The organism is Eubacterium sp. BL-380-WT-2B (assembly GCF_009696115.1).
GTDB lineage: Bacteria > Bacillota > Clostridia > Eubacteriales > Eubacteriaceae > Eubacterium > Eubacterium callanderi.
The window spans coordinates 170,404-193,466 of sequence record NZ_VUMP01000008.1; the positions used below are offsets into that span (position 1 = coordinate 170,404).

Sequence of the window (23,063 nt, forward strand, 5' to 3'; positions counted from 1 at the left end):
ATGATAACATAGTCCTGATGAGACGTAAAGACAGGAGAAGAGAAATGTTAAAACTAGCGCATTATCTTAAGCATTTTAAAAAAGAGATGATACTCGGACCATTTTTCAAGCTGACTGAGGCGGTTTTTGAGCTGATTGTCCCGCTGGTCATGGCCAGCATTATTGATGTGGGAATAAAAAATGGCGATACCCGGTATGTCTATCATATGGGTGGGCTGATGGTGGCTCTGGGCGCGGCGGGTCTGTGCTTTGCGCTGATTGCCCAATATTTTGCCGCCAGGGCTTCTCAGGGGACAGGCACGCTTATGCGGCGTGATTTTTTTGCGCACATTAACCGGCTTTCCTATGCCGAGATTGATAAAATCGGCACACCTTCACTCATTACCCGGATAACCAATGATATCGACCAGCTGCAGGTGGCAGTGGCCATGACCATCCGGCTTTTGCTTCGGGTGCCTTTTTTAATTATCGGCGCGACGATTATGGCGATGACCATTGATCTGAAGCTGTCAGTTGTTTTTTTGGTAGCGGCGCCGCTCATTGCGCTGACCATCTATTTTGTCATGAGCCGCGCCGTGCCCGTCTACAAAAAAATCCAGTCAAAGATTGATGGGATATCACTCATTACCCGTGAAAATCTGGACGGGGTACGGGTAATCCGGGCATTTTCAAAGCAGGAGAGCGAGACAGCCCGTTTTGCGGCGGCAAATGAGAATCTGATGAAAGCATCGCTGAAGGCCGGGCGTATTTCGTCGCTGCTCAATCCTCTTACCTATGCCATTGTCAATGTCGCCATTCTCTTTATCCTCTGGTTTGGCGGCATCCGTGTCAACGCCGGTGATCTGAGCCAGGGAGAGGTGATTGCCTTTATCAATTATATGACGCAGATTTTGCTGGCGCTGATCGTTGCGGCCAATCTTGTGGTGATCTTTACCAAGGCAGCTGCCAGCGCGGCGAGGATTAACGCGGTTTTTGATACCAGGCCTTCAATCACCCCAGGCAGTGCGCGCTTATCCGAAGTATCCGCCGAAACGGATGATGAAATACAATTTCAGAATGTTTCTTTTTCTTACAATCAAAATAATGAATATGCCCTGAGAAATCTCAGCTTTTCGATCAAAAAGGGCGAGACCATCGGTATTATCGGCGGTACAGGTGCCGGGAAGAGTACACTGGTCAATCTGATTCCCCGATTTTACGATGTAACGGGGGGAAGCGTCCGCGTAGATGGGATCAGGGTACAGGAATACCCTTTGGAGCAGCTGCGCTTAAAAACCGGCATGGTTCCTCAAAAACCAGTCCTTTTTACCGGAACGATCCGGGAGAATATGAAATGGGGAAATCCAAGGGCTAATGATGAGGAAATCGGTCGGGCGCTGGAAATTGCCCAGGCGGCTGAAATCATTCAAAAAATGCCAAAGGGGTTAGATACTGAGATATACCAGGGCGGAAAGAACCTGTCAGGAGGCCAGAAGCAGCGCCTGACCATCGCCAGAGCACTGGTGCGCCGTCCTGAAATTCTGATTTTGGATGACAGTGCCAGCGCCCTTGACTTTGCGACAGATGCGGCTCTCAGAAAGGCTATAAACAGGGAAACAGGCAGCATGACGGTGCTTATGGTGTCGCAGCGGGTTACCACTGTAAAAAACGCCGACCGGATCATCGTGCTGGATCAGGGAAGAATGGCGGGATTCGGCAGCCATGAAACGCTTTTTAAGACTTGCGGTGTATACCGCGAAATCTGCCTTTCACAGCTGAGCAGTCAGGAGGCCAGCCAATGAGAAAAGAAAATAAAGTACCGGTTATTCCAAGATTATGGGCTTACGCAAAGCCATATGGCATTTTTCTTTTTCTGGGCCTTGTCTGTGCGGTAATCAGCATCGCGCTGTCCTTATGGATGCCTATCCTGATCGGCCGAGGGGTCGATTATATCGTAGGGCCGGGACAGGTGGATTTTTCAGGCGTTATGCGCTATGTGATCATTCTCGGGGTCAATATCGGCGTCACTGTTGTTTTCCAGTATCTCATGAGCCTGTGCACCAACCAGATTACCTATAAAACGATTCAGAATATCCGAAAAGATGCTTTTGAGAAGTTTAACACTGTGCCGCTGAAATATATCGACAGCCATTCTCACGGCGATTTGATGAGCCGTTTTGTCAATGATATTGAGCTGATTTCAAATGGCCTGCTGCAGGGCCTGACCCAGCTCTTTACCGGAGTGGTGACGATTCTGGGAACGCTGGCGTTCATGCTGTCAATCAATATGAGCATCACAGTGGTTGTGGTGCTGGTAACGCCCTTATCCATCTTTGTGGCAGGGATCATCGCGAGGCTTTCATACAGTAAGTTTAAAGAGCAGTCTGTGGTGCGCGGTGACCTGAGTGGTTTTGTGGAAGAGATGGTTGGAAACCAGAAGGTCGTTACAGCTTTCAGCCATGAAGAAAAGGCAGAGCAGGCGTTTGAGGCCATCAACCAGCGTCTTTACCGCTGCGGCGTGCGCGCCCAGTTTTACTCATCGCTGACCAACCCCTCCACACGTTTTGTCAACGCCATGGTTTACGCCGCTGTGGGTATAACAGGGGCTATTTCAGTCATTGGGGGTGGCCTGAGCGTCGGACAGCTGTCAAGCTTTTTATCTTATGCTAACCAGTACACCAAGCCCTTTAACGAGGTGACCGGCGTGCTGACAGAAATCCAGACAGCCTTTGCCTCGGCGCGGAGAGTCTTCGCCCTCCTGGATGAACGGCCTGAGCCCAGCGATGCAGAGCTGCCGGCACTGCCACCGGCAGAAGGCGCGGTGTGCGTGGAGCATGCAGACTTTTCATACCAGCCGGATACGCGCCTTATTAAGGATTTGAACATCACTGCTGAGCCAGGGCAGCGGATCGCGCTGGTCGGACCGACAGGCTGCGGAAAAACCACGATTATCAACCTGCTCATGCGCTTTTATGATGTGGACCGCGGCAGTATTGCAGTGGACGGGCACCCGGTAAAAAGCGTTACCCGCAGCAGCCTCAGGGGGCAGTATGGCATGGTGCTTCAGGACACCTGGCTGTTCTCTGGAACGATCCGGGAAAATATAGCCTATGGCAGGCCGGACGCCACCGATGAGGAGATCGTAGAGGCGGCACGAAAAGCCTATGCGGACAGCTTTATCAGGCAGCTTGAAAAAGGGTATGATACCCAGATTGCCGAAGGCGGCGACAATCTTTCCCAAGGACAGCGTCAGCTGCTCTGTATCGCCAGAGTGATGCTGACCAAACCGCCGATGCTGATTCTGGATGAAGCGACCAGCAGCATTGACACACGGACGGAAGTGCGTATCCAGAACGCCTTTAATGACATGATGAAGGGGAGGACCAGCTTTGTGGTTGCCCACCGCTTGTCCACTATCCGCAGCGCCGATACAATTCTGGTTATGAACCAGGGGCGTATTATTGAGCGGGGAAACCATGAGACCCTGATGGCGCAGAACGGTTTTTATACAAAGCTTTATAACAGCCAGTTTGAGGGAAACGAATAGCTGTTTTACTTTACGATTACAAGATATTAAAACAAGTACCGAAACCGACAGGTTTATGATAAAATAATTTGGAACAATTCAAGGAGGCGTTAAATAAATATGAACGAAAAAGCAAAGGTCTATTTTACGAATTTCAGGGCAAATCCAAAAATGAATCTCCTGCAAAAGCTTAAGAAGCTGATCATTGAGGCAGGAATGACCGAAATTGATTTTGAAAATAAATTTACAGCCATTAAAATCCATTTTGGAGAGCCCGGAAATATCGCCTATCTCCGGCCAAATTTTTCCCGTGTGGTGGTGGAGCTGATTAAGGAGCAGGGAGGCAGGCCGTTTCTGACAGACTGCAACACCCTGTATGTAGGCCGCCGGAAGGATGCCCTGGAGCATCTCGACGCTGCCTATGAAAATGGCTATAATCCATTTACTACCGGCTGTCAGCTGATCATTGCCGATGGCCTTAAGGGAACCGATGAGGTGGAGGTGCCAGTGAATGGTGAATACATCAAAGAGGCAAAAATAGGACGTGCCGTTATGGATGCGGACATCTTCATTACACTGAGCCATTTTAAAGGCCATGAGAACACTGGTTTTGGTGGCGCTCTTAAGAACATAGGGATGGGCTGCGGCTCCAGACGCGGAAAAATGGAAATGCACAATGCTGGAAAGCCCCATGTCATTGAAAAGAAATGCCGTGACTGTAAAGTCTGTAAGGATATCTGTGCGATGAATGCAATCTCTTATCCGGAAAAAGCCGTGATTGACCATGACAAATGTGTAGGGTGCGGACGCTGTATCGGGATCTGTCCCTTTGACGCCATCGCTACGCCAAATGACGAAAGCTTTGATGTGCTCAACAAGAAGATGGCTGAGTACAGTCTGGCGGTTGTAAAAGGCCGCCCGAATTTTCACATCAGCCTGGTAATGGATGTTTCGCCGTTCTGCGACTGTCATGCCGAAAATGACCTGCCGATTATTCAGGACGTCGGCATGTTTGCTTCTTATGATCCGGTCGCTCTTGACATGGCATGCGCCGATGCCTGCAACAAAGCGCCCATCATCCCCGGTAGCTATCTGGCAGACCAGATCCATAAAAACCATGTCCATGATCCTGAAGACCATGACCGTTTTATCTGCACACACCCGGAAACGGACTGGCGCGTATGTCTGGAGCACGCAGAAAAAATCGGGCTTGGAACCAGACAGTATGAATTAATTGAAGTAAAATAGTGAAAAAGCTGCCTGAATAATCAGGCAGCTTTTTATTTTGGGAGGCATTAATTCTTGTTTTTCATGAATGGATGTCTTTTTTTATTTGGCAAAAACATTTAATTTACAAAAATATATAAAATTTTAAATGGAATGCAAAAAAATATTGCGGTTAATAAAATACAAACTTAATATGTAAAGGTTTTAAAACAAGTTACACAAAAAATTGCGCGCAATTTTTTGTGTAAAAAGAATAATAAAAAATTTGAAATCTATATTTATCATTGTCATAAGAGAATAAAAGATATAAAAAAAAGAGTTTAAGTAAATTTTCGTAAAAAAATAAAAAATATGCTTGGCATAAAATTTGCAAATATTAATTACAAGCCATCTTATATGAAAGGGGGAACAATAAGAAGAAGGCTGAAGGCTCGCGGTAACAATGTTTTTATAATAATCCAAGGGGGAAAAAATGAAAAAATTTGATTTTAAACGAGCGATTCAATTTATTTGCCTGTGTGGCGCAAGCATTATCTATTATGTGCCCTATATGAAAGCAAGCTTTTATGACGCGTTAATTCAGGCGTTCAATGTCACAAACGTAGAGCTTGGAATTATGACAAGCGCATACACAACCATGACAATTGCCACATATTTTTTAGGAGGGTTGGTAGCGGATAAATTTTCAGCAAGAAAGCTGCTGGCTTTTTCATATATGGCTTCAGGGCTGTTGTGCGTAGGGTTTGGCACAATTCCCGATTATCGTGTAGCGGTAGTGCTCTTTGCTATTTTAGGGGTTACCACCACCTTAACCTTCTGGTCGGCTTTGATCAAAGCCATCCGTATTTTTGCCAGACCAGGTGAAGAGGGGAAAGCCCAGGGAGATGTTGAGGGGACCAGAAGTATTCTGGCAGCAGTTCTTGGGACAATAGCCATTTTTATTTTCAGCCAGTTTTCCAATATTGTAACAGGTATGCAGGTGGTTATTTTTATCTTTGGCGGCGCCTGTATATTAATCGGAATTCTCATTTGGATTTTCTTTGAAAGAGATGAACCAGATAAGGACCAAAATCTCGGCATTGGAAAGATCCTTTTAACCTGTCTGAAAAACCCAAATGTCTGGCTGATGTCCTTTATTGTTTTTGGCGCATTTATTTCCTGCACGACAACGCCTTACATGACACCATACGGGACGCAGATGTTTGGCCTGTCAATAACCCTGGGAGCGATTCTGGGCATGTTCAGGGATTATATGCAGCCCATCGGGGCCCTGATCTCAGGGAACGTCAGCAATAAAACCGGGATTTCAAAATTGTTGATTATTGTGACCGCGCTGCTGGCAGTGATCAATATTTTCATCGCGATTATTCCACAGCAGGCCTCTCTTGTGATTCTGGTATTTATCGGAACAGCGCTGGGATATATTATCCTTGGGGCAGCCAGAGGCATTTATTTTGCAACCCTGCCAGAAGCGGATATTCCAATGTATATGTCGGGCACAGTCATTGGGATTATCTCGACCATTGGTTTTTTACCGGACAGTTTTATGCCGATCATCATCGGTAACTGGCTGGACACATACCCGCCGGAGCTGGCGTACCGCTTTATTTTTATAGCGGCAGCGGCAGGCGCCATATTTGCATGTATTATCTCCATTATTTTTCATAAACGAAATAAGGAAACCATCGCAAAGCTGGCAGTGATTCAAAAAGAAGGGAAAATTGCGGATAAAAAAAACACAGAGACTTCTGTATGAAATGGGGAGAAGATAGAATATGAAAGCCTATGAACAGTATATTTCTAAAGCGTCGGTTGAAAAAATACATGAAAATACGTTGAGGGTATTATCTGAAATCGGTGTTAATTTTGAAAATGAGCGCGCTCTGGAGGTATTTAGAAAGCACGGTGCAAGAGTAGAGGGCGAGACCGTTTTTATCGATGAGAAAATGCTGGATGCAGCCTTACAAGCAGCGCCTGAAAAATTTATGCTTTATTCCAGTTCTTATAAAAATATGGAAATTGGCGGCGGCAGCATGATGAAAATCGCCCTTGCTTCCAACATTTACATTCAGGATGGGGAAAGAATTCGAAAAACAACGAATGAAGACAATATTAATCAGTTTAAAATGGGAATCATGAGTCCTGTCATCGACTCCGCCGTACTGAACCAGTTTCCGGATACAAAGCAATTTACAGCTGAGGAAAAAATATTTGGCGTTTACGCCATGGACTTAAAATATTCGGGGAAAAGCCATATAAATGCCAATGAAATGACCCTGGGCCTGGACCCAGGAGCTGTTTATGATTTGACGCGGAAAGGTATCCAGCTGATTAAGGAATTTGAAGGGATCAGGGACCGGTATGTGTGCTACCGAAGCCTGAACGTGCTGTCGCCCTTGACCTATGACAGCGCGCCCATCGAAAAGATTTTTGCGGCCTGCGATGAGAAACAGCCATTGATTTTATCACCCTGCGCAATGCCAGTGCTGACAGGACCGCCCTCGGTAGCGGGCATCCTCTCAATGAACAATGCGGAAATACTGGCAGGGCTGGTGCTCATACAGCTGATACGGCCAGGAACGGGCTTTGTCTATGGGAATACATCTGGCTCTTCAGACTTAAAAACACTTCAGCTGACCATCGGCACACCCGAGACAGCGTTAATCGCCTACGGAACTGCTGCGCTGGCGGACCGCTATGGCCTGCCCTTCAGAACAGGCGGCTCCTTATCAGACGCCAAAGATTTAGACGGACAGGCTGGCGCTGAAACGATGATGCTCCTAAAGGCAACAATCGATGTTCAGCCGGATGTAATCTACCATACCATTGGGACATTGGGCACCTTTAATGTACTGAGCCTTGAAAAATTCATTATGGATGAGGAAATTATCGGCATGCTTGAGCGTGAGCGAAGCGGGATTGACTGTTCGGAAGAGAAATTATGCTTTGACGCCATCCGAAAGGTTGGGCCTCGGGGAACGTTTTTGAAGGGCAGAACACCGAAGATGTACCGAGAAGAGTTTTATAAAACGTCTTTGTTCAATAAAGAGGACCCAAATCAGTGGCAAAATGAAGGGGGCATCAGTATTAAGGAGAAAGCCGGGAACGAGGTTCAAAAGCGTCTGGAGGCCTATGAGGCGCCAGACCGGACAAAAGACCAATGCAGATTATTGGACGCATTTATCCCGAAAGCATACAGGGAAGGGATATAGCCCGATGAAAGCATATGAAAAGTACATAAAAAAAGAAGAAATTGAAAAGATACATGAAAAAAGCCTGTACATATTAAAAAATACAGGAATCCGGTTTGAGCATCCGGAAGCTCTCGATATTTTCAAAAGAAATGGCGCTGTGGTTGAGAATGATACGGTTTATCTGAATGAAAAAATGGTCCAAAACGCGCTAGCTACAGTGCCGGAGAGCTTTACGCGGTTTTCCTTAAAAGGAAGCTACGAGGTAGGGCGCGGAGCCAGAATCATGCGTCCGGCAGACGGGGCGATCTATTTATCGGAGAACGGCCGCATTCGCAAAATGCACAATGACGATATTATCAGGCAGTTTAAATTAGGTGAGACAAGCAGGGTTGTCAACAGTAACGACGTAAACGGTTTTCTGGAAACAGCGCATTTCAGCAAAGAACAAAAGATATTTTCAAATATTGCGATCGCTTTAAAATACAGCCATACAGCGCCTGTGGCGCTTATGCCAAGAACCTTTGCCTTATCTGAGAAGGAAAGCGTGCGGGAAATCTTCGCGGCGGGAATCCGGCTGGTCAAACGTTTTGAAGGCGTGGAGGAGGATGAAAAATATGTGATTTCTTACGGGGTGAACACGCTGTCGCCGCTATGCTATGATCATGACCCCGTTGAGCGCATTTTAGCGCATTGTGATGAAAACCAGCCGTTGTGGATCAGCCCCTGCGGGATGGCGCTTTTGACAGCGCCTCCGTCAATTGCGGGCATGATGGCCATGACAAATGCTGAGACCCTGGCAGGGATTGTCCTCACACAGCTTTGCCGGCCGGGTCTGCCGGTTGTTTACGGAAACACCTCGGCAGGTACAAATCTGAGGACTCTGCAGCTGAGCATCGGCGCTCCGGAGTCTGCGCTGATCTGTTACGCGACAGCAGGGCTGGCAGATTTGTATCATATGCCATTCAGAACAGGGGGAGCGCTGAGTGACGCCAAGGATTTTGACATTCAGGCAGGAATCGAGTCGGAGATGCTCACCTTTGCAACGCTGGACTGCGGCGCCGATCTGGTCGCGCACGCCTGTGGAATTATGGGCTCGTTTAATGTTATCAGCTTTGAGAAGTATCTTATTGATGAGGAAATAACAGCCATGTGTGACCGTCTTATTAGCGGTATTGACTGTGATGAAAGCCATTTCTGCCTTGATGAAATCGAAAAAACCGGCGCGCGGGGCACTTTTTTAAAAGGCAGAACGCCAAAGATGTATCGGCAGGAGTTCTATCTTCCTCAATTTTTGAATAAAGAAGATCCTAATCAATGGATGAACAGAGGGGCCCCAGGTGTTTATGAAATCTGCAGAGAGGAGGTTGAGCGGCGCATTGCCTCCTATCAGGCGCCCGATATTACAAAAGAACAAAATGACTTGCTTACACCCTATATTCCTGTTGAGTATAGAGAAAAAATATAGACAAAATAGTGAGTCTTAATGAAGAACAAAACCATTTTGACATACCAGTATTTTAGGTTAAAATACCATCACCAAAAAACAAGAGGTGCTTTATGAAAAATGGGAAAACAGATCAAAAATTGATGCCGGCGGAATGTCTTGAAAAAATAGAGGATTTCTGTGTGCTGGTTGTCGATAAAAACAAAAAGATTATCGCTTATTCAAAAGGCTGTGAACGCATTGAGGAAATGAAACGAGAGGACGCGATCGGGAAAAACCCCAATGAAATCTATAAGCCGAACGATCCGGATAAGACCATCAGTCTGGAGAATGAGGGCCGGTCTTTACTGTTGAATACCCTGAAGGATGGACGCTGCTATAAAGACACATTTTCCTATTATAAAACACAAAACGGCAAGGAGTGCACAGTGCTCTTCAATTCTTTTCCTGTTTTTGATGAAAATGGGAATATTGAAATGAGCGTGGGCACCTACCGGGAGATATCCGAGTATTTTAACCTGATTGATACAATCAATAAGAAAAACCATGACAACGGGACGCTGGGCGCTGTGAGGCTGAATAATAACACACAGTATACCTTTGAGGATATCATAGGAGAAAGCAATGAAATGAAGCAGTGCGTTGAAAAGGCAAAGTTGGCTGGAAAGACGGACGTGCCGATTATGATATCCGGGGCTACGGGAACGGGAAAAGAGGTCTTTGCCCAGAGCATCCATAATATCAGTGATCGGAAAAAGAACCATTTTGTGGCTGTTAACTGCAGCGCTATTCCAGAAAATCTTCTGGAGAGCACACTTTTTGGCGTGAGGAGCGGCTCCTTTACTGGTGCGAAGGAGCGGAAGGGGCTTTTTGAGGAGGCTGAAGGCGGCACGCTTTTTCTGGATGAGCTGAATTCTATGAACATTACAATCCAGTCCAAATTGCTGAGGGTACTGGAAGAGAAGAGGTTTAGAAGAGTGGGCGGAAACAAAGAGATCATTGCGAATGTCCGTATCATCGCCGCCATTAACCAGGATCCCCTTGAGGCCATCAAGGAAAACCGGCTGCGCTCAGACCTTTATTACCGGCTCAGCGTATTTAATCTTCAGCTGCCGCCACTGAAAAATCGAAAAGAAGACATTATCGCTCTTTCAAACCATTATATTTCTGAGGTCGCGGCCTTCCTTGGGAAAAAAGTAAACAGCCTGTCAAAAACAAGCAGAAAAATTCTGCTGAAGCATGACTGGCCCGGGAACACAAGGGAGCTGCGGCATGTCATTACACAAAGCCTGTATTTGGCCGGAAACGACTGTTACGCGCTGGAAAGCGCATGTCTGCCTGAATACCTGCTGGACCGCTACAAGGCGATCGAAGAAAAACAGACGGCTTCGCTGAGCTTAGGCGCCAACAAAAATCTCAGGGAGATGGTCGATAATTTTGAAAAAGAAACCATTATTAAGGCATTAAAACAAAATAAAAACAATGTGACCCAGGCGGCAAGGCTTTTGAATATTTCAAGACAGAATTTACAGAATAAAATGAGAAAATATAAAATTTCCGGATAGATATCCAGATGGGAGAATGAAAAATGAAAAGCTATGAACGTTTTATATCCAGAGAAGAAATTGAAAAAATTCATGAATACTCATTAAAAATTTTATCAGAAATCGGTATGCGGTTTGAGCATGAGAAAGCCCTGGAGGTTTTCAGGAAGCATGGGGCCCGTGTGGAAGGGCAAACCGTTTTTATTGATGAAAAAATGGTGAATGAAGCTCTCTGCCACGCGCAGCGCTCCTTTACGGTAAAATCCTGTAAAGGGGATCTGGAAATCGGCAGCGGCAAACAATATAATGGCGCCATCGGCGGCAATGTGTATTGTCATTATCCGGATGGGGCCATTCGGAAAATGAGCAATGAGGATACGCTTAATCAGTTTAAGCTCGAAGATACCAGCGATATCCTTGATTTTGGAACCATCAATTATTTCCAGGATTACTCCAAGGGCTTTACCTTAGACCAAAAGATATTCAGCAACATTGCCCTGATCTTAAAGTACGGGCATAAGCCGCTGTTTCTGACAACCGCTAACACCTTTGCGCTGTCCGATAAAAAAGCCATCAAAGAAGCCTTTAAAAAAAGCGTACAGCTTTTAAATGATTTTGAAGGAAACGACGCGGTACATAATGTTTATATTTTAAATACTTTATCGCCGCTCACCATGGATCATGATCCGTTAGAGCGGGTATTTGTCCTCTGTGAGGCAAATCAGGGCATCATGTTCGCTCCCTGCGCCATGCCGCTCATGACAGCGCCGCCTTCCATTGCTTCGATGGTGGCAATGACAAACGCCGAGGTGCTGGGTGGTTATGTACTGGCGAAATTATTAAATCCGAATGTGCCGGTTGTTTACGGAAACACCTCGGGCGCGACAGATATGCGGACCGTTCAGCTTGCAATCGGAGCGCCCGAATGCGCATTGGTCGTTTACGCGACCGCCGGTTTGGCAGACTACTATGGACTGCCCTTCAGAACCGGCGGCTCGCTCAGCGATGCGAAAGATGCAGATATTCAGGCAGGGGCTGAATCCATGATGATGATTACAGCGACACAGGACGTCAACGCCGATATTGTTTTACATGCCTGCGGCTGCATGGGATCATTTAATGTAACCGACTTTCGTAAGTTCCTGATCGATGAAGAAATTCAGAGAATGAATCAGCGGTTATTTGCGGGAATTGATTGCAGTGATGAAAAATTCTGCATGGATACTCTTAAAAAGGTTGGCCCGAGGGGCGCCTTCCTGACAGGCCGTACCCCCAAGATGTACCGTGAAGAGGTTTATCTCGCCCGATATTTTAATAAGGATGACCCGAACCAATGGCAGAATAAGGGAAGTATCAGCGTGGCGGACGTCGCTCAGCAGGACGTTGAAAAGCGCCTGGCATCCTACACAGTGCCGGAAATTACAAAAGAGCAGAACGATCTGCTTCAGCCTTATCTGCCCGATGCGTATAAGGAAATAATTTAAGGCGGGATGTAAGGGAACAGCGATGAAATCCTATGAAAAATACATCTCAAAACAGGGGATTGAAAAAATCCATGAACAGACATTGCGCATTCTCAGCGAGGTTGGGGTAAAGTTTGAAAACCAGGAAGCGCTGGAGGTATTTAAAGCTCACGGCGTCCGGGTGGAAAATGACACGGTATTTATAGATGAAAAAACATTGATGGAGGCCCTGCAGAATATCCCGTCTCAGTTCATTCTTTCTTCCTTTAAGGGCGATTTGGTAATAGGGGGAGATAATACTGTTTTCAGGCCGCTTGGGAGCAACATTTATATTCAGACAGGCAAAGAAATAAGAAAAATGGATAATGCGGATATATTTGATCAGTTTAAGCTGGCGGATACCAGCCCGGTGATCACAGGGTCGCATATTAACCTTTTGGCGGAAACCAAAAATTTTACACCCGAACAAAAAACTTTTGCCAATATGGCGCTTCAAATGAAATATGCCAATAAGCCGACCGTGACGCTTTATCCCAACACATTGGCTTCCGGAAAAGAGAGCCACTTAAGGGCATTGTTTAAAGAAACCATACAGATTGTCAACCGTTTTGAGGGCAATGACAAATACCATATTCTGCCAATGCTGAACTCCCTGTCCCCGCTTACCTTCGATAATGCGCCCATCGAGAAATTGTTTGCGACCTGTGAAGCGAACCAGCCCCTGTGGATTGTGCCCTGCGCTATGCCGCTGATGACAGCGCCGCCGTCTGTTGCCTCGATGATGGCCATGACAAACGCCGAGCAGCTGGCCGGGATTATGCTGGCCCAGCTTTTGAGACCAGGTATACCGGTAATCTATGGTAATACCTCGGCATCAACGAATATGCACACCATTCAGCTGAGCATTGGGTCGCCCGAGACGGCGCTGGTCTGCTATGTAACGGCAGGGCTTGCGGATTATTATCACTTACCCTTCAGGACAGGCGGCGGGCTCAGTGACGCAAAAGATTTTGATGCCCAGTCAGGCATTGAGAGCATGATGATGCTTTATGCAAGTCTGGACTGTGGGTCTAATTTTATCGAGCATGCCTGCGGGACACTGGGAACTTTCAATGTCATAAATTTTGAAAAGTTTCTGATGGATGAAGAGATCATACAAATGACCACACATCTGCTGAGGGGAGTAAACTGTTCAGAAGACCGCTTCTGTTTCGAGGAAATCAAGGCGACAGGTGCGAGAGGAACGTTCTTAAAGGGACGGACGCCCAAAATGTACCGGGAAGAATTCTACCAGTCGCAATACATGAACAAGGAAGACCCAAACCAATGGCAAAACAGCGGCTCAAAATCTTTAAAGGAATCGATGGAGCCAGCTGTAAAAAAACGGTTGGAGAGCTATCGGCCTCCGGAAATTTCAAAGGACCGTTTATCTGTCATTGAACCGTATATTCCGGAATGCTACAGGCTGGGGATATAAGTTTAAAAAGCAGAGGCAGCTTTGTCTCTGCTTTTTTAAAAGGAGAGGAATCGCTATGTATAAAAACAGAAAGATACTGAAAATGGTCAACTGGTATGTGCTGCTGATTTCCGGAGCCGCCCTTATTTTCTTTGTGGCCTTTGCCTGCATTGCGCCAGATGCATTTTCAAGAACTGCTGACACAGCACTTGCGTTTGTATTGAAATATTTCACATGGTTTATCACGCTTGTTGCGTTTTCGGCCATTATATTTTGCCTGTGGGCTGGTTTTAGCAAATATGGAAAAATCCGGCTGGGAGGCCCGGAGGCAGTGCCCAGGATAAATAAATTTGTCTGGTATGCAATCGCCTTGACCTCAGGAATAGCAGTGGGGATTAATTACTACGGTGTCTATGAGCCGATACAGTTTATATATAATCCTCCGCCATTTTTAGACGCTGCGCCTTTATCCAGCGCCGCTGTTTTCGGCGCCCTGAAATATACCTTTCTGCACTGGTGTATCCATCCCTACTCAATTTATACAGCGGCAGGCCTGAGCCTTGTCTTCTTAATCTATAACAGCAAAAAAGATTATCGGGTTTGTACGGCGCTGTACCCTCTGGCGGGGGATAAAATCTATGGCGCGGCCGGAAATGCCGTCGATGCACTGGTTATTTTCGCGATCATTGGAGGAATTGCGACCTCACTCGGATTTGCCACACTGCAAATCGCCCGGGGCTTCGATATTATTATGGGATTTACAAGCAATTTGTACAGCTGGGTTGTGATCATAGCAGTGATCACCCTGTTTTATACGCTGTCCAGCATCTCGGGGCTGCACCGGGGGATTACATACATCAGCAACCTGAATACCGTGCTGTACTTTTTCGTTTTGGTGTTTGCCTTTATTGCAGTAGACCCTGTAGGTGTAACGGAATTGACCATTACGGCTGTGGGGCAGTATTTTAATGATTTTATCAACCTGTCCCTGTTTCTTGACCCCATTGAGAAAACAGGGTGGATCGGAGCTAATAATGTATTCTTTAACACCTGGTGGATGGTCTTTGCGCCGCTGATCGGCCTGTTTTTAGTAAAGCTGGCCTATGGGCGCACCATACGGGAATTTGTGGTCATAAATCTCATCGCGCCAGTAGTGTTTTCCTTTGCCTGGTTTGGTATTTTTGGCGGAGGAAGCATTCTTCTTGAAAAATTTTACGGCGCCAATATCGGTGAGCTCATTGAGCAAACCGGATCAGACATGGCCCTGTACGCTTTCTTTAAACAGCTGCCGTGGAGTACCGTCATGAACGTGGTAGCCCTTGTTATCGTGGTATTGTCTTTTGTCACGTTGGCCGAGTCGATGACCATGTCCATATCCGCCATGTCTATGAAACAGTTTAAAGATGTAACCGGAGAGGCGGCACCGCCCAGGAGTATCAGTATATTCTGGGGGAGCATAATGGCGGTAACCGCCGCTGTTTTGCTGAGTGTGGGCGGAACAGAGGCTCTGCAGACGGCTTCCATTGTATGCGGCCTGCCCATTGCGCTTTTAATGGTATTGATGATGGCTTCTTATTACCGCGCTATGAAGCACCTGCGTCAATATGATGACTACAGCCGGGGAGATCTGGATATTTATAAAAAAGATAATCCGTAATACCGGATTTTGTGGAAAAGATAAATCTTTCTTTAAAGCTTTCATGCTAAAATAGAATCATCAAAAAAAGGAGACCCCCGGCCACTTTGGCGCTGGCCGGGGATTTGAGAGGAGTAAAAAATTAATTTATATAAAAGGAGACCGGTGTGGTTTCCCTGCCAGAAAGATATATACCCCTGATTTTTTAAAACTAACATATAAGGAGAAAAAGAATGACAATTTTTGATGATTTGGGAAAAACCCTGAATGACGTGGCCGCCGCAACAGCCGATATGCTTGGCGACCTGGCAGAAGCCGCAAAGGTAAAAACCACCATTGTGTCCGAAAAGCACGAGCTGGAGGCGCTTTTTGCCGAGCTGGGTAAAACGGTTTATGAAGCCCGAAAAGAAAATCTGGCTGAAAACAGTGACGATCCTTGTGATGTGCTGTGCCGCAAAATTTTAGAAAAAGAAGAAAAGATCGCAGAGCTTGAGGCCAGAGAAGAAGAAATGAAAGCCAAAGAAGAAACAAAGGAAGAAACAAAGGAAGAAACAAAGGAAGAAAACGGGGAAGCAGCCAAAGATACAGATGAAGAAGCCGTTTCTGACGCGGAAATAATCGAGGAAGAAGAAACCAAGGATAAAGACGATTCAAAAGAAGAATAAGAAAAAGCGCAGGCATCAGACCTGCGCTTTTGTTATTTTTTGGTAATAAACCATGCCGGCAGCCAGAAAAACAAGGCAGATGGCAATGTAGAGAATAAACAGGGGACTTTGCAGACCGCCTGAAAAGATGATCAGCGAGCCGACCGCTGCTAGAACCGGACACAGAATGCCTCTGAAAGCCCCAATCTGCTGTTTTCTCCCAAGTTTAAAGACCTGGTAGTATAAAGGAAGGTAGAGCAGGTAAGAGACCACAATGGCGATTTCTGACACATCGGAGTTGGTCAGCAGTCCAAAGCGCTGTGTGAAATAATGGACGACAAACCAGCAGGTAACAATCAGGTAGGATGCAATGGTCGAGTTGAGCGGAAAATCCGACTTTGGTGTGAGAACCTTGAGCTTATCCGCGCCTGGGATCATTTTCTGAAGCGCCAGGGAGTAGGGCATCTGCGAAATCCCCATGACCAGACCGTTCAGACCGCCAAGCACAGAGATTAAAACAAAGAAGCCGATAAGCTTAGCGCCAAAGGGGCCAAAAACCATGGCCGCCGCCTGGTCCAGGTGGGCGTCGCCCAGCTGCATAATGGCCGGGGCGCCCAGCAGGTTGGTAACACCTACAAAGTAGAGGATGTACATGAGCAGAATAAACAAGGGGCTGATGACCAACGCAATGGGCAGGTTTCGCCGGCTGTTTTTGATCTCATGAGCCACCGAGGTGGAGATGATCCATCCGTCAAAGGAGAAGGCCACCGAGGGGATCGCCATAATCCAGGAAACGTGAAGCATCCCTGTGGCCGGGGCCGGCATGGCGGCTGTGGCGGTTTCCGTATTCCCGTGGAGCAGGCCCGCTGCCGCAATGATCAGAAGTGGAATCAGCTTGATAACCGTCGCAGCGTTTTGAAAAAGCCCGGCAAGCCTGGCCGAGAGCATATTCATGAGGTACAAACCTGTCAGCAGGCCAAAACCCACGAGACACTGAAGCTCCAGAGAGGCATTGATGTTAAAGAAAATACAAAAGTAAATGCCCGAAACCCAGGACAGCACAACGGTGATGGTGGGCAGATAGACAAAGGTTTGAAACCAGCCGTAGGCCGAGCCCGCCATGGGGTTTATAAAAATCCGGGCATAAGTGAGTACCCCGCCGGGCTCGTCGGTCCGGGAGGCCAGCTCCGCCACCGTCAGGCTTCCAAAAATAATGCTGACGGCCGCAAAGCAGAAGATGATTACACCCAGAACGACATTGCCGCCGGTGGCAATTAAAATATTATCGCTTTTAAAAAAAATACCGGAACCGATGACGATTCCGATAATCATGGCAATGGCTGTAAACAGTCCATAACGTTTTTTGATTGTGTCTGTTGTCATGGTAACAGACCTCCTGTCCTATTTAGTCCCGAAGAGGCGGTCTCCCGCATCGCCAAGGCCTGGAACAATATAGGAATGATCGTTCAGCCCTTCGTCGATACAAGCACAGTAAATAGGTACCTCGGGGTGTTTTGCTTGTACAGCCTTTATACCCTCTGGAGAAGCTAAAATAACAACCAACTTAATATTTTTGCAACCCGCGTCCTTCAAGATGTCAATGGTGTGGACAGAGGAGACGCCAGTGGCCAGCATGGGATCGGTGATGATGGCCTCACGCTCAGCGATATCCGTGGGCAGCTTGCGGTAATACTCCACGGCTTCCAGCGTTTCAGGATCGCGGAATAAGCCGATGTGTCCGATTTTGGCATTAGGGATAACATGGGTAAAGCCCTCGACCATGCCCAGACCAGCGCGCAGAATCGGCACGATAACCACATCCTTGTCTGCCAGCACCTGCTTGGTGGTTTTACAGATCGGGGTTTCAATCTCAATATCTTTAAGAGGAAAGCGCCTGGTGACTTCATAGGCCATGAGCGTGGCCAGTTCCTTGACCAGCTCTCTGAAATCCTTAGACGGTGTATCCTTCATACGGAGTAAGGTTAGCTTATGGGTGACCAGAGGATGGTCAATGGTAGTTACTTCATTCATAAAAAAAGCTCCTTTGTCTTGTTTACTAAACACTATAATACATTAAAAAAAGCTGAAAGGCCATTGTTTTTTACTTTTAATTCTTGACACTCTGCCAGAATAAGGTAAAATGGTAAAGAAAAGGACCGATATTATCAAAGCTTGAATAAAAATAGCCAATCAGGATATAAACATAAGAAACGGAAGGAAGTTTGATTATGAAAGAAATAAGATTATATACCTGGCCCCACTGCCCATTTTGCAATAACGCAAAGCGTTTGTTAGACCAAAAGGGCCTGACTTACAAAGATGTCGACATTTATGGCAATAATGAAATGAAACAGGTACTGGCCGAAAAGACCGGACAGCACACAGTTCCCTTTATTTTTGTCGATGAAAAGTTTATCGGCGGCTATACCGAGCTGGCCGAGCTTGATAATCAGGGAGACTTTGATAAAATGCTCGCATAAGCGGGATAAGATAAATAATTAAAAGGAAGAAGAGGAAGTATGGCATTTTCGTTTAAAGTAGTAGAAGAAGTTGGAGTATTATCCGAAGGAGCAAACGGCTGGCAGAAGGAATTAAACCTGGTCAGCTGGAATGACCGCGAACCCAAATACGATATTCGTGAATGGGACGCAAACCATGAAAAAATGCGCAAGGGCGTAACCCTGACCATCGATGAGCTGGTAGAGCTGCGCAGCATTTTGAATGAATTAGAGCTTTAATTTTATTAGAAAAACGAATAAAAAAGAGAAAAAACGGACTCGAGAGGGTCCGTTTTTTACGTTGCTTTTAAGTAGGAAAAGTTCGCAGAGATTTGAGAGCCTGGATGCTTTTCTAGAATTAGCATTTATAAAATTTTCTATAAAAAATAATATTATGGGAAGCTATTAATTATAATAAGGCAAAAGAAATATATACGCAGAGTTGAAAAACAGAAGAAAAACAAAGCATTATCTGCGAGATACTAGAAGAGCAAGATATTGTCAGGAGAGAAAAGTCTGCAGATTAATTTATTTAAGTAATCATATTAAGAATAAATTTTTCTAAATAAAAAAGTACTGTATTATTGTGTTAGATAGTATTGGCTGATATAATGTAATTAGAGACATAAATAAAAAGGTGAGTGGTGTCTTTAATTTTCAAGTGTTTTTTAAATATAGTAAGGAAAATTTATTCTTTTTGAGTAAAATAAAACCAACTTTTTTAATTATTAGATAGTTAGGGGTATAAAATGCTTAGAATAGCGATTTGTGATAATAATCAAGAAATATTAACGAAGTTTCAAAATATTTGTGAGAACATCAGTATTGGCGAAAACATAGAAATTAATGTCCAAACTTTTGTAAACGGAGAAATATTAATTAAAGAAATAGAAACTGACCAAATAGATATTCTTTTTCTTGATATTGAAATGCCCAAATTAAATGGTATCCAAATTGCACAAATTTTAAGAAATAAAAATTTTTACTTTCCTATTATATATATAACAAATTTTACTTCATATTATAATAAAGCATTTGAAGTCCATGCATTTGCATATTTAAACAAACCACTAAATCAAGATAAAATTAAAAAGATAATTAGAGAAATTTTAGTTTTTTATCCTATCAAAAAATCTGATTTCATAAAATTTCTCACAACAGAAGGCCCCAAAAATGTTTTAACAAAGGATATTGTTTTCATTGAGTATCAATTTAGATCATTAAAAATTTATACAAAAAAAGATGTTTATTTTAGCAAAGGAAAAATTGGAGATATGTTAACAAGGTTAAAGCCCTTTGGTTTTGATATGCCACATCAGAGTTTTATTGTTAATTTTTTCTGGATTAAAAAAATTATCGGATTTGAGATTATGCTTAAAAATGGTTTAACAATTCCTGTTGCGCAAAAAAAAGCTTCAGTATTTCGTAAATTATGGAACGAATACTTGCAAAAATATTCATTCTTATCTTGAGGGTCAAACTATGGGTATACAATTTCTATTAAATGACTTGATTTTATGGGGAATTACAAGTTTTGTAATCATTAAATTTTTAAAAAAAACTTTTAGGGCAATTTATGAAAATACAGTTTACTATATGATGATTATATTGTTTGCTTTTCTAGGTATATATAGTTCGTTTTACGAATATAGTTTTTTATGGTTAATTTTTTCAGTATTAGGTTATTTTTTGATTGGGTATATTGGTTTTGATTGTTCTGTTAAGAAATTAATTTATCACACATTGTTTTTTTTCCTTTATTTAATGTGTATACATTTTTCAGGACAGTTTCTTTGTTTGGTACTTCCTAATATTAATGAAAATTATATTTCTTACAATCAAAAAGAGCTGTTGCTTACTTTAGCAAAGCCGATTTTAATTATTTTTACGTATAAAATTTATATAAAAGCTATTCTTCGATACAAAATAGAGAAACTAGAAAGCCAACATTTTTTTATGATGCTTTTGTTTTGTGTCTTCCAATTATTTCTTCTCTCAACAATATTAAGTGACGTAAGTACTACCAAAAAAGCTTTTTATTTCAGTATCATTCTCATTGCTTTACTGATTTTTGATATGTATTTTTCTTATATTTTTTCATTATTATCTAATAAAATAGAACAAGAAAGAATACTATCGTATGAAAGAGAACAAACGAAAACAATGATAGATCAATATAATGAAATGGAACGAAAGTTTGAAAATACAAAAAAATTTTTGCATGATGCAAATCAGCATCTAATAATTCTTGAACAACTTTATAAAAAAGAAAGCTTTCAATTATCGATTGGTTATAAAGAGGAATTTCAAAAAAACTTATCCAGTGTAGAGAAACTAATATTCTCTTGCCAGAATAAGGTGCTAACTATTTTAATCAATGATTTAGCAGATAAGTGTACTGAAAATAAAATTAGATTATGGTTGAATATTGACAACCAAATAAAGTGTGTTCTATCGGATTATGAAACAACAATTGTTTTTTCAAATATATTTAAAAATGCATTTGAAGCTTCATGTGAAGTTCAGGAAAAAGAGCGCTTCATTGATATAACAATTATAAATTTTAATGACCAGTGTTTAGCAACAGTAAAAAATCAATGTAAAAACACTGTCAAACAATTCTCCCAACAATACAGTTCTACCAAAGTGGGTCATTATGGTGTTGGACTAATTAATGTTAGAAAAGTAATAGAAAAATATGGTGGGGTTTTAGTAACTGACCAAAAAAATCGAATTTTTACAGTAAATATCAATATTCCAAATTAAGACAACTTGGCAAATGAGAAAAAAAAGTGGCAAATATGTAACAGATATTGAATCTTTTAGACATGTGCTATATGATTTGAATCATAAAAGATCAGGAAAGGAGAGGATTCCATTGTGCAACCTAATCGCGAAAGCTTTAAAAAAATAGTTGTTTTATTAGCTTTTATTATAGTGCTTGCTATTATTGCAGATATTTTGGGAGAGATTTTAATACTAAACTCAATAAAGCCTATACAAGACATTGAAATACTTTCTTCTGAGAAAGAGGAAAAAAGCATCCAAAATGTGGGTTGTTCTGAAGAGGTTAAATGTCAATTAATGAATCTTGAGGGTGAAGCTAATTCTAATGTTATAATCGATACCAGCACCTAACGCACCGAGAATTCCTTCTGCTTCTTGTGAAGCTAATTCTAATGTTATAATCGATATCCCAATTCAAAAGGTTAGTACTGTAAGAAAAGGTTCTCTTATTGGTCAAACTTATTTTGTTAGTTTAGAAGATAACAATCAATCTATCGAGCAAGGAATTAATATAAATGATAAATTAAAGTCTAAAGTTTATATTACCGTTTATTACGCTAGAGAACCTCTTGGAAAGCTAAAGATAGCAGCAATTTCATCGGGGTGGAAACCCGAAACTGAAAAAATAAAAAAAGTATATGGTTATATGTATTATCATGAATATACGAATAACAAACAAATAAGCGGTACAAAAGAAATCAATGGAAATGACAGCCACTGTTTAGTTATAACAGGTTTTAAACGTTTTGGCTATCGTATTGACACAACGTTATGGTTAAGTTTTATCCAGAACGATAATTTAGATAGTGGTTGGAATTTAAAGTTGGATTTTTCTAAATTTGTAAAATGACGATAGTATAGTGTTTAGAAACTAAAAATAAAAGGGGTAAGAAATGAAAAAAATATTTTCGATATCAGTGTGCTTAATCTTTATAATGTCTTTGTTTTGTTTTCCGGTATTCGCAAATGAAAATAAAACGGATTCTGAATTAGATCAGATGTTTGAGCAGGCCTTAAATAGATACGAAGAAAAGCTGTCAGAAAATGAAGATCCTGGTATAAAATATGGAACGGTAAAAAATGAAAATAATTCAATAAGCTATAAAATAAAAGTTTTTCCTTTAAATGATCCAGAATTATCCACATTTTCTGGAGAAGACATAAAATCTCAAACATATGTATTTAAATTGGATGAAAAATACATGGAACGAGAAGGAGTCACAACATATGGCGAAGATTATGGAGAAAATTGGTTTGCACATAGTGGTGTAAAAGGGTATCTAACTATCTATTTTACTGGAACGAAAAATTATGGAACATTATATCGTGTAACTGGTGGTTGGGATTTGTACGATGGTTCAATGCAGATTACTGATAGACGAATAATTGCTTGGACAGGTGGTTCACGTGCAGAGTGGTATCCATCAGGATTCTATTTTGACTACTCGACAGGTTTTTCAGAAGTAGGAGCCAGTCAGGTAACGAGTCATGCGAATGTAGTTCGTGGAGGAGATGTTTGGTCTTGTCTGTTTTACGTTTAAAATTTTTGTACTAACTTAGAAATTTGGCTTTGTTAATTCGAATAAAAAGGCCTCCAATTTTAAAATAATAAAACTGGAGGCTTTTTATATTATAGAAATAAAGTATTAGTTAAAAACAGAAAAA

At 43.1% G+C, this 23,063-nt stretch carries 19 protein-coding genes; 17 read left to right on the plus strand and 2 right to left on the minus strand.

Translation table 11 applies throughout. The features are described 5' to 3' along the window. Window positions 1–44: 44 nt before the first annotated feature. The 11 genes from FYJ53_RS16825 to FYJ53_RS16875 all read left to right on the plus strand — a co-directional run bounded on the left by FYJ53_RS16825 (window position 45) and on the right by FYJ53_RS16875 (window position 16,134). Window positions 45–1,781 carry an ABC transporter ATP-binding protein gene (locus tag FYJ53_RS16825; RefSeq protein ID WP_148430105.1) on the plus strand — a complete coding sequence of 579 codons (1,737 nt, stop codon included), beginning with the start codon at window positions 45–47 and terminating at the stop codon, window positions 1,779–1,781. Continuing rightward, a complete protein-coding gene (locus FYJ53_RS16830) occupies window positions 1,778–3,526 on the plus strand; it encodes an ABC transporter ATP-binding protein (RefSeq protein WP_148430107.1) in 1,749 nt (582 codons plus the stop codon). The genes FYJ53_RS16825 and FYJ53_RS16830 overlap by 4 nt, the downstream gene beginning before the upstream one ends. Before the next feature lie 99 nt (window positions 3,527–3,625). After that, window positions 3,626–4,753, plus strand: coding sequence for a DUF362 domain-containing protein (locus tag FYJ53_RS16835; RefSeq protein WP_013381018.1), 1,128 nt, complete (start codon window positions 3,626–3,628; stop codon window positions 4,751–4,753). A 451-nt stretch (window positions 4,754–5,204) separates the two neighbouring features. Then, window positions 5,205–6,488, plus strand: a complete 1,284-nt coding sequence (locus FYJ53_RS16840) for a nitrate/nitrite transporter (protein WP_154557503.1) — start codon at window positions 5,205–5,207, stop codon at window positions 6,486–6,488. Window positions 6,489–6,507: 19 nt separating this feature from the next. Continuing rightward, a complete protein-coding gene (locus tag FYJ53_RS16845; RefSeq protein ID WP_148430110.1) occupies window positions 6,508–7,944 on the plus strand; it encodes a trimethylamine methyltransferase family protein in 1,437 nt (478 codons plus the stop codon). A 4-nt stretch (window positions 7,945–7,948) separates the two neighbouring features. Further along, complete coding sequence (locus FYJ53_RS16850; protein WP_148430112.1) at window positions 7,949–9,391, plus strand: trimethylamine methyltransferase family protein; 1,443 nt, start codon at window positions 7,949–7,951, stop codon at window positions 9,389–9,391. A gap of 92 nt (window positions 9,392–9,483) precedes the next feature. Next, window positions 9,484–10,935, plus strand: a complete 1,452-nt coding sequence (locus tag FYJ53_RS16855; RefSeq protein ID WP_148430114.1) for a sigma-54-dependent Fis family transcriptional regulator — start codon at window positions 9,484–9,486, stop codon at window positions 10,933–10,935. Between the two features lie 23 nt (window positions 10,936–10,958). Then, the gene (locus tag FYJ53_RS16860; RefSeq protein ID WP_148430116.1) at window positions 10,959–12,398 is read left to right on the plus strand and encodes a trimethylamine methyltransferase family protein; all 1,440 of its coding nucleotides are present in this window, start codon (window positions 10,959–10,961) and stop codon (window positions 12,396–12,398) included. 22 nt (window positions 12,399–12,420) lie between these two features. After that, entirely contained in the window at window positions 12,421–13,854 is a 1,434-nt protein-coding gene (locus FYJ53_RS16865) for a trimethylamine methyltransferase family protein (protein WP_148430118.1), read from the plus strand. Between the two features lie 55 nt (window positions 13,855–13,909). Further along, window positions 13,910–15,490, plus strand: coding sequence for a BCCT family transporter (locus tag FYJ53_RS16870; protein ID WP_148430120.1), 1,581 nt, complete (start codon window positions 13,910–13,912; stop codon window positions 15,488–15,490). A gap of 212 nt (window positions 15,491–15,702) precedes the next feature. Further along, window positions 15,703–16,134, plus strand: coding sequence for a hypothetical protein (locus FYJ53_RS16875; RefSeq protein WP_148430122.1), 432 nt, complete (start codon window positions 15,703–15,705; stop codon window positions 16,132–16,134). A 15-nt stretch (window positions 16,135–16,149) separates the two neighbouring features. Here the strand turns inward: FYJ53_RS16875 and FYJ53_RS16880 are convergent, their stop codons facing one another. Next, window positions 16,150–17,496, minus strand: coding sequence for an APC family permease (locus tag FYJ53_RS16880; RefSeq protein WP_148430124.1), 1,347 nt, complete (start codon window positions 17,494–17,496; stop codon window positions 16,150–16,152). An 18-nt stretch (window positions 17,497–17,514) separates the two neighbouring features. Then, window positions 17,515–18,144, minus strand: a complete 630-nt coding sequence (upp, locus tag FYJ53_RS16885; RefSeq protein ID WP_013381008.1) for a uracil phosphoribosyltransferase — start codon at window positions 18,142–18,144, stop codon at window positions 17,515–17,517. A gap of 197 nt (window positions 18,145–18,341) precedes the next feature. Between upp and FYJ53_RS16890 the strand changes: the two genes are divergently transcribed. The 6 genes from FYJ53_RS16890 to FYJ53_RS16915 all read left to right on the plus strand — a co-directional run bounded on the left by FYJ53_RS16890 (window position 18,342) and on the right by FYJ53_RS16915 (window position 22,939). Further along, a complete protein-coding gene (locus FYJ53_RS16890) occupies window positions 18,342–18,593 on the plus strand; it encodes a glutaredoxin domain-containing protein (RefSeq protein ID WP_013381006.1) in 252 nt (83 codons plus the stop codon). 39 nt (window positions 18,594–18,632) lie between these two features. Next, the gene (locus tag FYJ53_RS16895) at window positions 18,633–18,851 is read left to right on the plus strand and encodes a YdbC family protein (RefSeq protein ID WP_013381005.1); all 219 of its coding nucleotides are present in this window, start codon (window positions 18,633–18,635) and stop codon (window positions 18,849–18,851) included. A gap of 509 nt (window positions 18,852–19,360) precedes the next feature. After that, entirely contained in the window at window positions 19,361–20,083 is a 723-nt protein-coding gene (locus tag FYJ53_RS16900; protein WP_148430125.1) for a LytTR family DNA-binding domain-containing protein, read from the plus strand. Window positions 20,084–20,093: 10 nt separating this feature from the next. Then, complete coding sequence (locus FYJ53_RS16905) at window positions 20,094–21,377, plus strand: sensor histidine kinase (protein ID WP_148430126.1); 1,284 nt, start codon at window positions 20,094–20,096, stop codon at window positions 21,375–21,377. Between the two features lie 114 nt (window positions 21,378–21,491). Beyond that, window positions 21,492–21,749 carry a hypothetical protein gene (locus tag FYJ53_RS16910; protein ID WP_148430128.1) on the plus strand — a complete coding sequence of 86 codons (258 nt, stop codon included), beginning with the start codon at window positions 21,492–21,494 and terminating at the stop codon, window positions 21,747–21,749. A gap of 542 nt (window positions 21,750–22,291) precedes the next feature. Further along, the gene (locus tag FYJ53_RS16915; protein ID WP_154557504.1) at window positions 22,292–22,939 is read left to right on the plus strand and encodes a hypothetical protein; all 648 of its coding nucleotides are present in this window, start codon (window positions 22,292–22,294) and stop codon (window positions 22,937–22,939) included. Window positions 22,940–23,063: the final 124 nt, after the last annotated feature.

What these genes read in the sequence shown, in the direction of transcription:
- FYJ53_RS16835 (WP_013381018.1), top strand. Translation starts at nt 3,626, where the DNA reads ATGAACGAAAAAGCAAAGGTCTATTTTACGAATTTCAGGGCAAATCCA.
- FYJ53_RS16915 (WP_154557504.1), top strand. Translation starts at nt 22,292, where the DNA reads ATGAAAAAAATATTTTCGATATCAGTGTGCTTAATCTTTATAATGTCT.
- FYJ53_RS16855 (WP_148430114.1), top strand. Translation starts at nt 9,484, where the DNA reads ATGAAAAATGGGAAAACAGATCAAAAATTGATGCCGGCGGAATGTCTT.
- FYJ53_RS16850 (WP_148430112.1), top strand. Translation starts at nt 7,949, where the DNA reads ATGAAAGCATATGAAAAGTACATAAAAAAAGAAGAAATTGAAAAGATA.
- FYJ53_RS16905 (WP_148430126.1), top strand. Translation starts at nt 20,094, where the DNA reads ATGGGTATACAATTTCTATTAAATGACTTGATTTTATGGGGAATTACA.
- FYJ53_RS16900 (WP_148430125.1), top strand. Translation starts at nt 19,361, where the DNA reads ATGCTTAGAATAGCGATTTGTGATAATAATCAAGAAATATTAACGAAG.
- FYJ53_RS16860 (WP_148430116.1), top strand. Translation starts at nt 10,959, where the DNA reads ATGAAAAGCTATGAACGTTTTATATCCAGAGAAGAAATTGAAAAAATT.
- FYJ53_RS16840 (WP_154557503.1), top strand. Translation starts at nt 5,205, where the DNA reads ATGAAAAAATTTGATTTTAAACGAGCGATTCAATTTATTTGCCTGTGT.
- FYJ53_RS16890 (WP_013381006.1), top strand. Translation starts at nt 18,342, where the DNA reads ATGAAAGAAATAAGATTATATACCTGGCCCCACTGCCCATTTTGCAAT.
- FYJ53_RS16880 (WP_148430124.1), bottom strand. Translation starts at nt 17,496, where the DNA reads ATGACAACAGACACAATCAAAAAACGTTATGGACTGTTTACAGCCATT.
- FYJ53_RS16830 (WP_148430107.1), top strand. Translation starts at nt 1,778, where the DNA reads ATGAGAAAAGAAAATAAAGTACCGGTTATTCCAAGATTATGGGCTTAC.
- FYJ53_RS16895 (WP_013381005.1), top strand. Translation starts at nt 18,633, where the DNA reads ATGGCATTTTCGTTTAAAGTAGTAGAAGAAGTTGGAGTATTATCCGAA.
- FYJ53_RS16825 (WP_148430105.1), top strand. Translation starts at nt 45, where the DNA reads ATGTTAAAACTAGCGCATTATCTTAAGCATTTTAAAAAAGAGATGATA.
- FYJ53_RS16865 (WP_148430118.1), top strand. Translation starts at nt 12,421, where the DNA reads ATGAAATCCTATGAAAAATACATCTCAAAACAGGGGATTGAAAAAATC.
- upp (WP_013381008.1), bottom strand. Translation starts at nt 18,144, where the DNA reads ATGAATGAAGTAACTACCATTGACCATCCTCTGGTCACCCATAAGCTA.
- FYJ53_RS16870 (WP_148430120.1), top strand. Translation starts at nt 13,910, where the DNA reads ATGTATAAAAACAGAAAGATACTGAAAATGGTCAACTGGTATGTGCTG.
- FYJ53_RS16845 (WP_148430110.1), top strand. Translation starts at nt 6,508, where the DNA reads ATGAAAGCCTATGAACAGTATATTTCTAAAGCGTCGGTTGAAAAAATA.
- FYJ53_RS16875 (WP_148430122.1), top strand. Translation starts at nt 15,703, where the DNA reads ATGACAATTTTTGATGATTTGGGAAAAACCCTGAATGACGTGGCCGCC.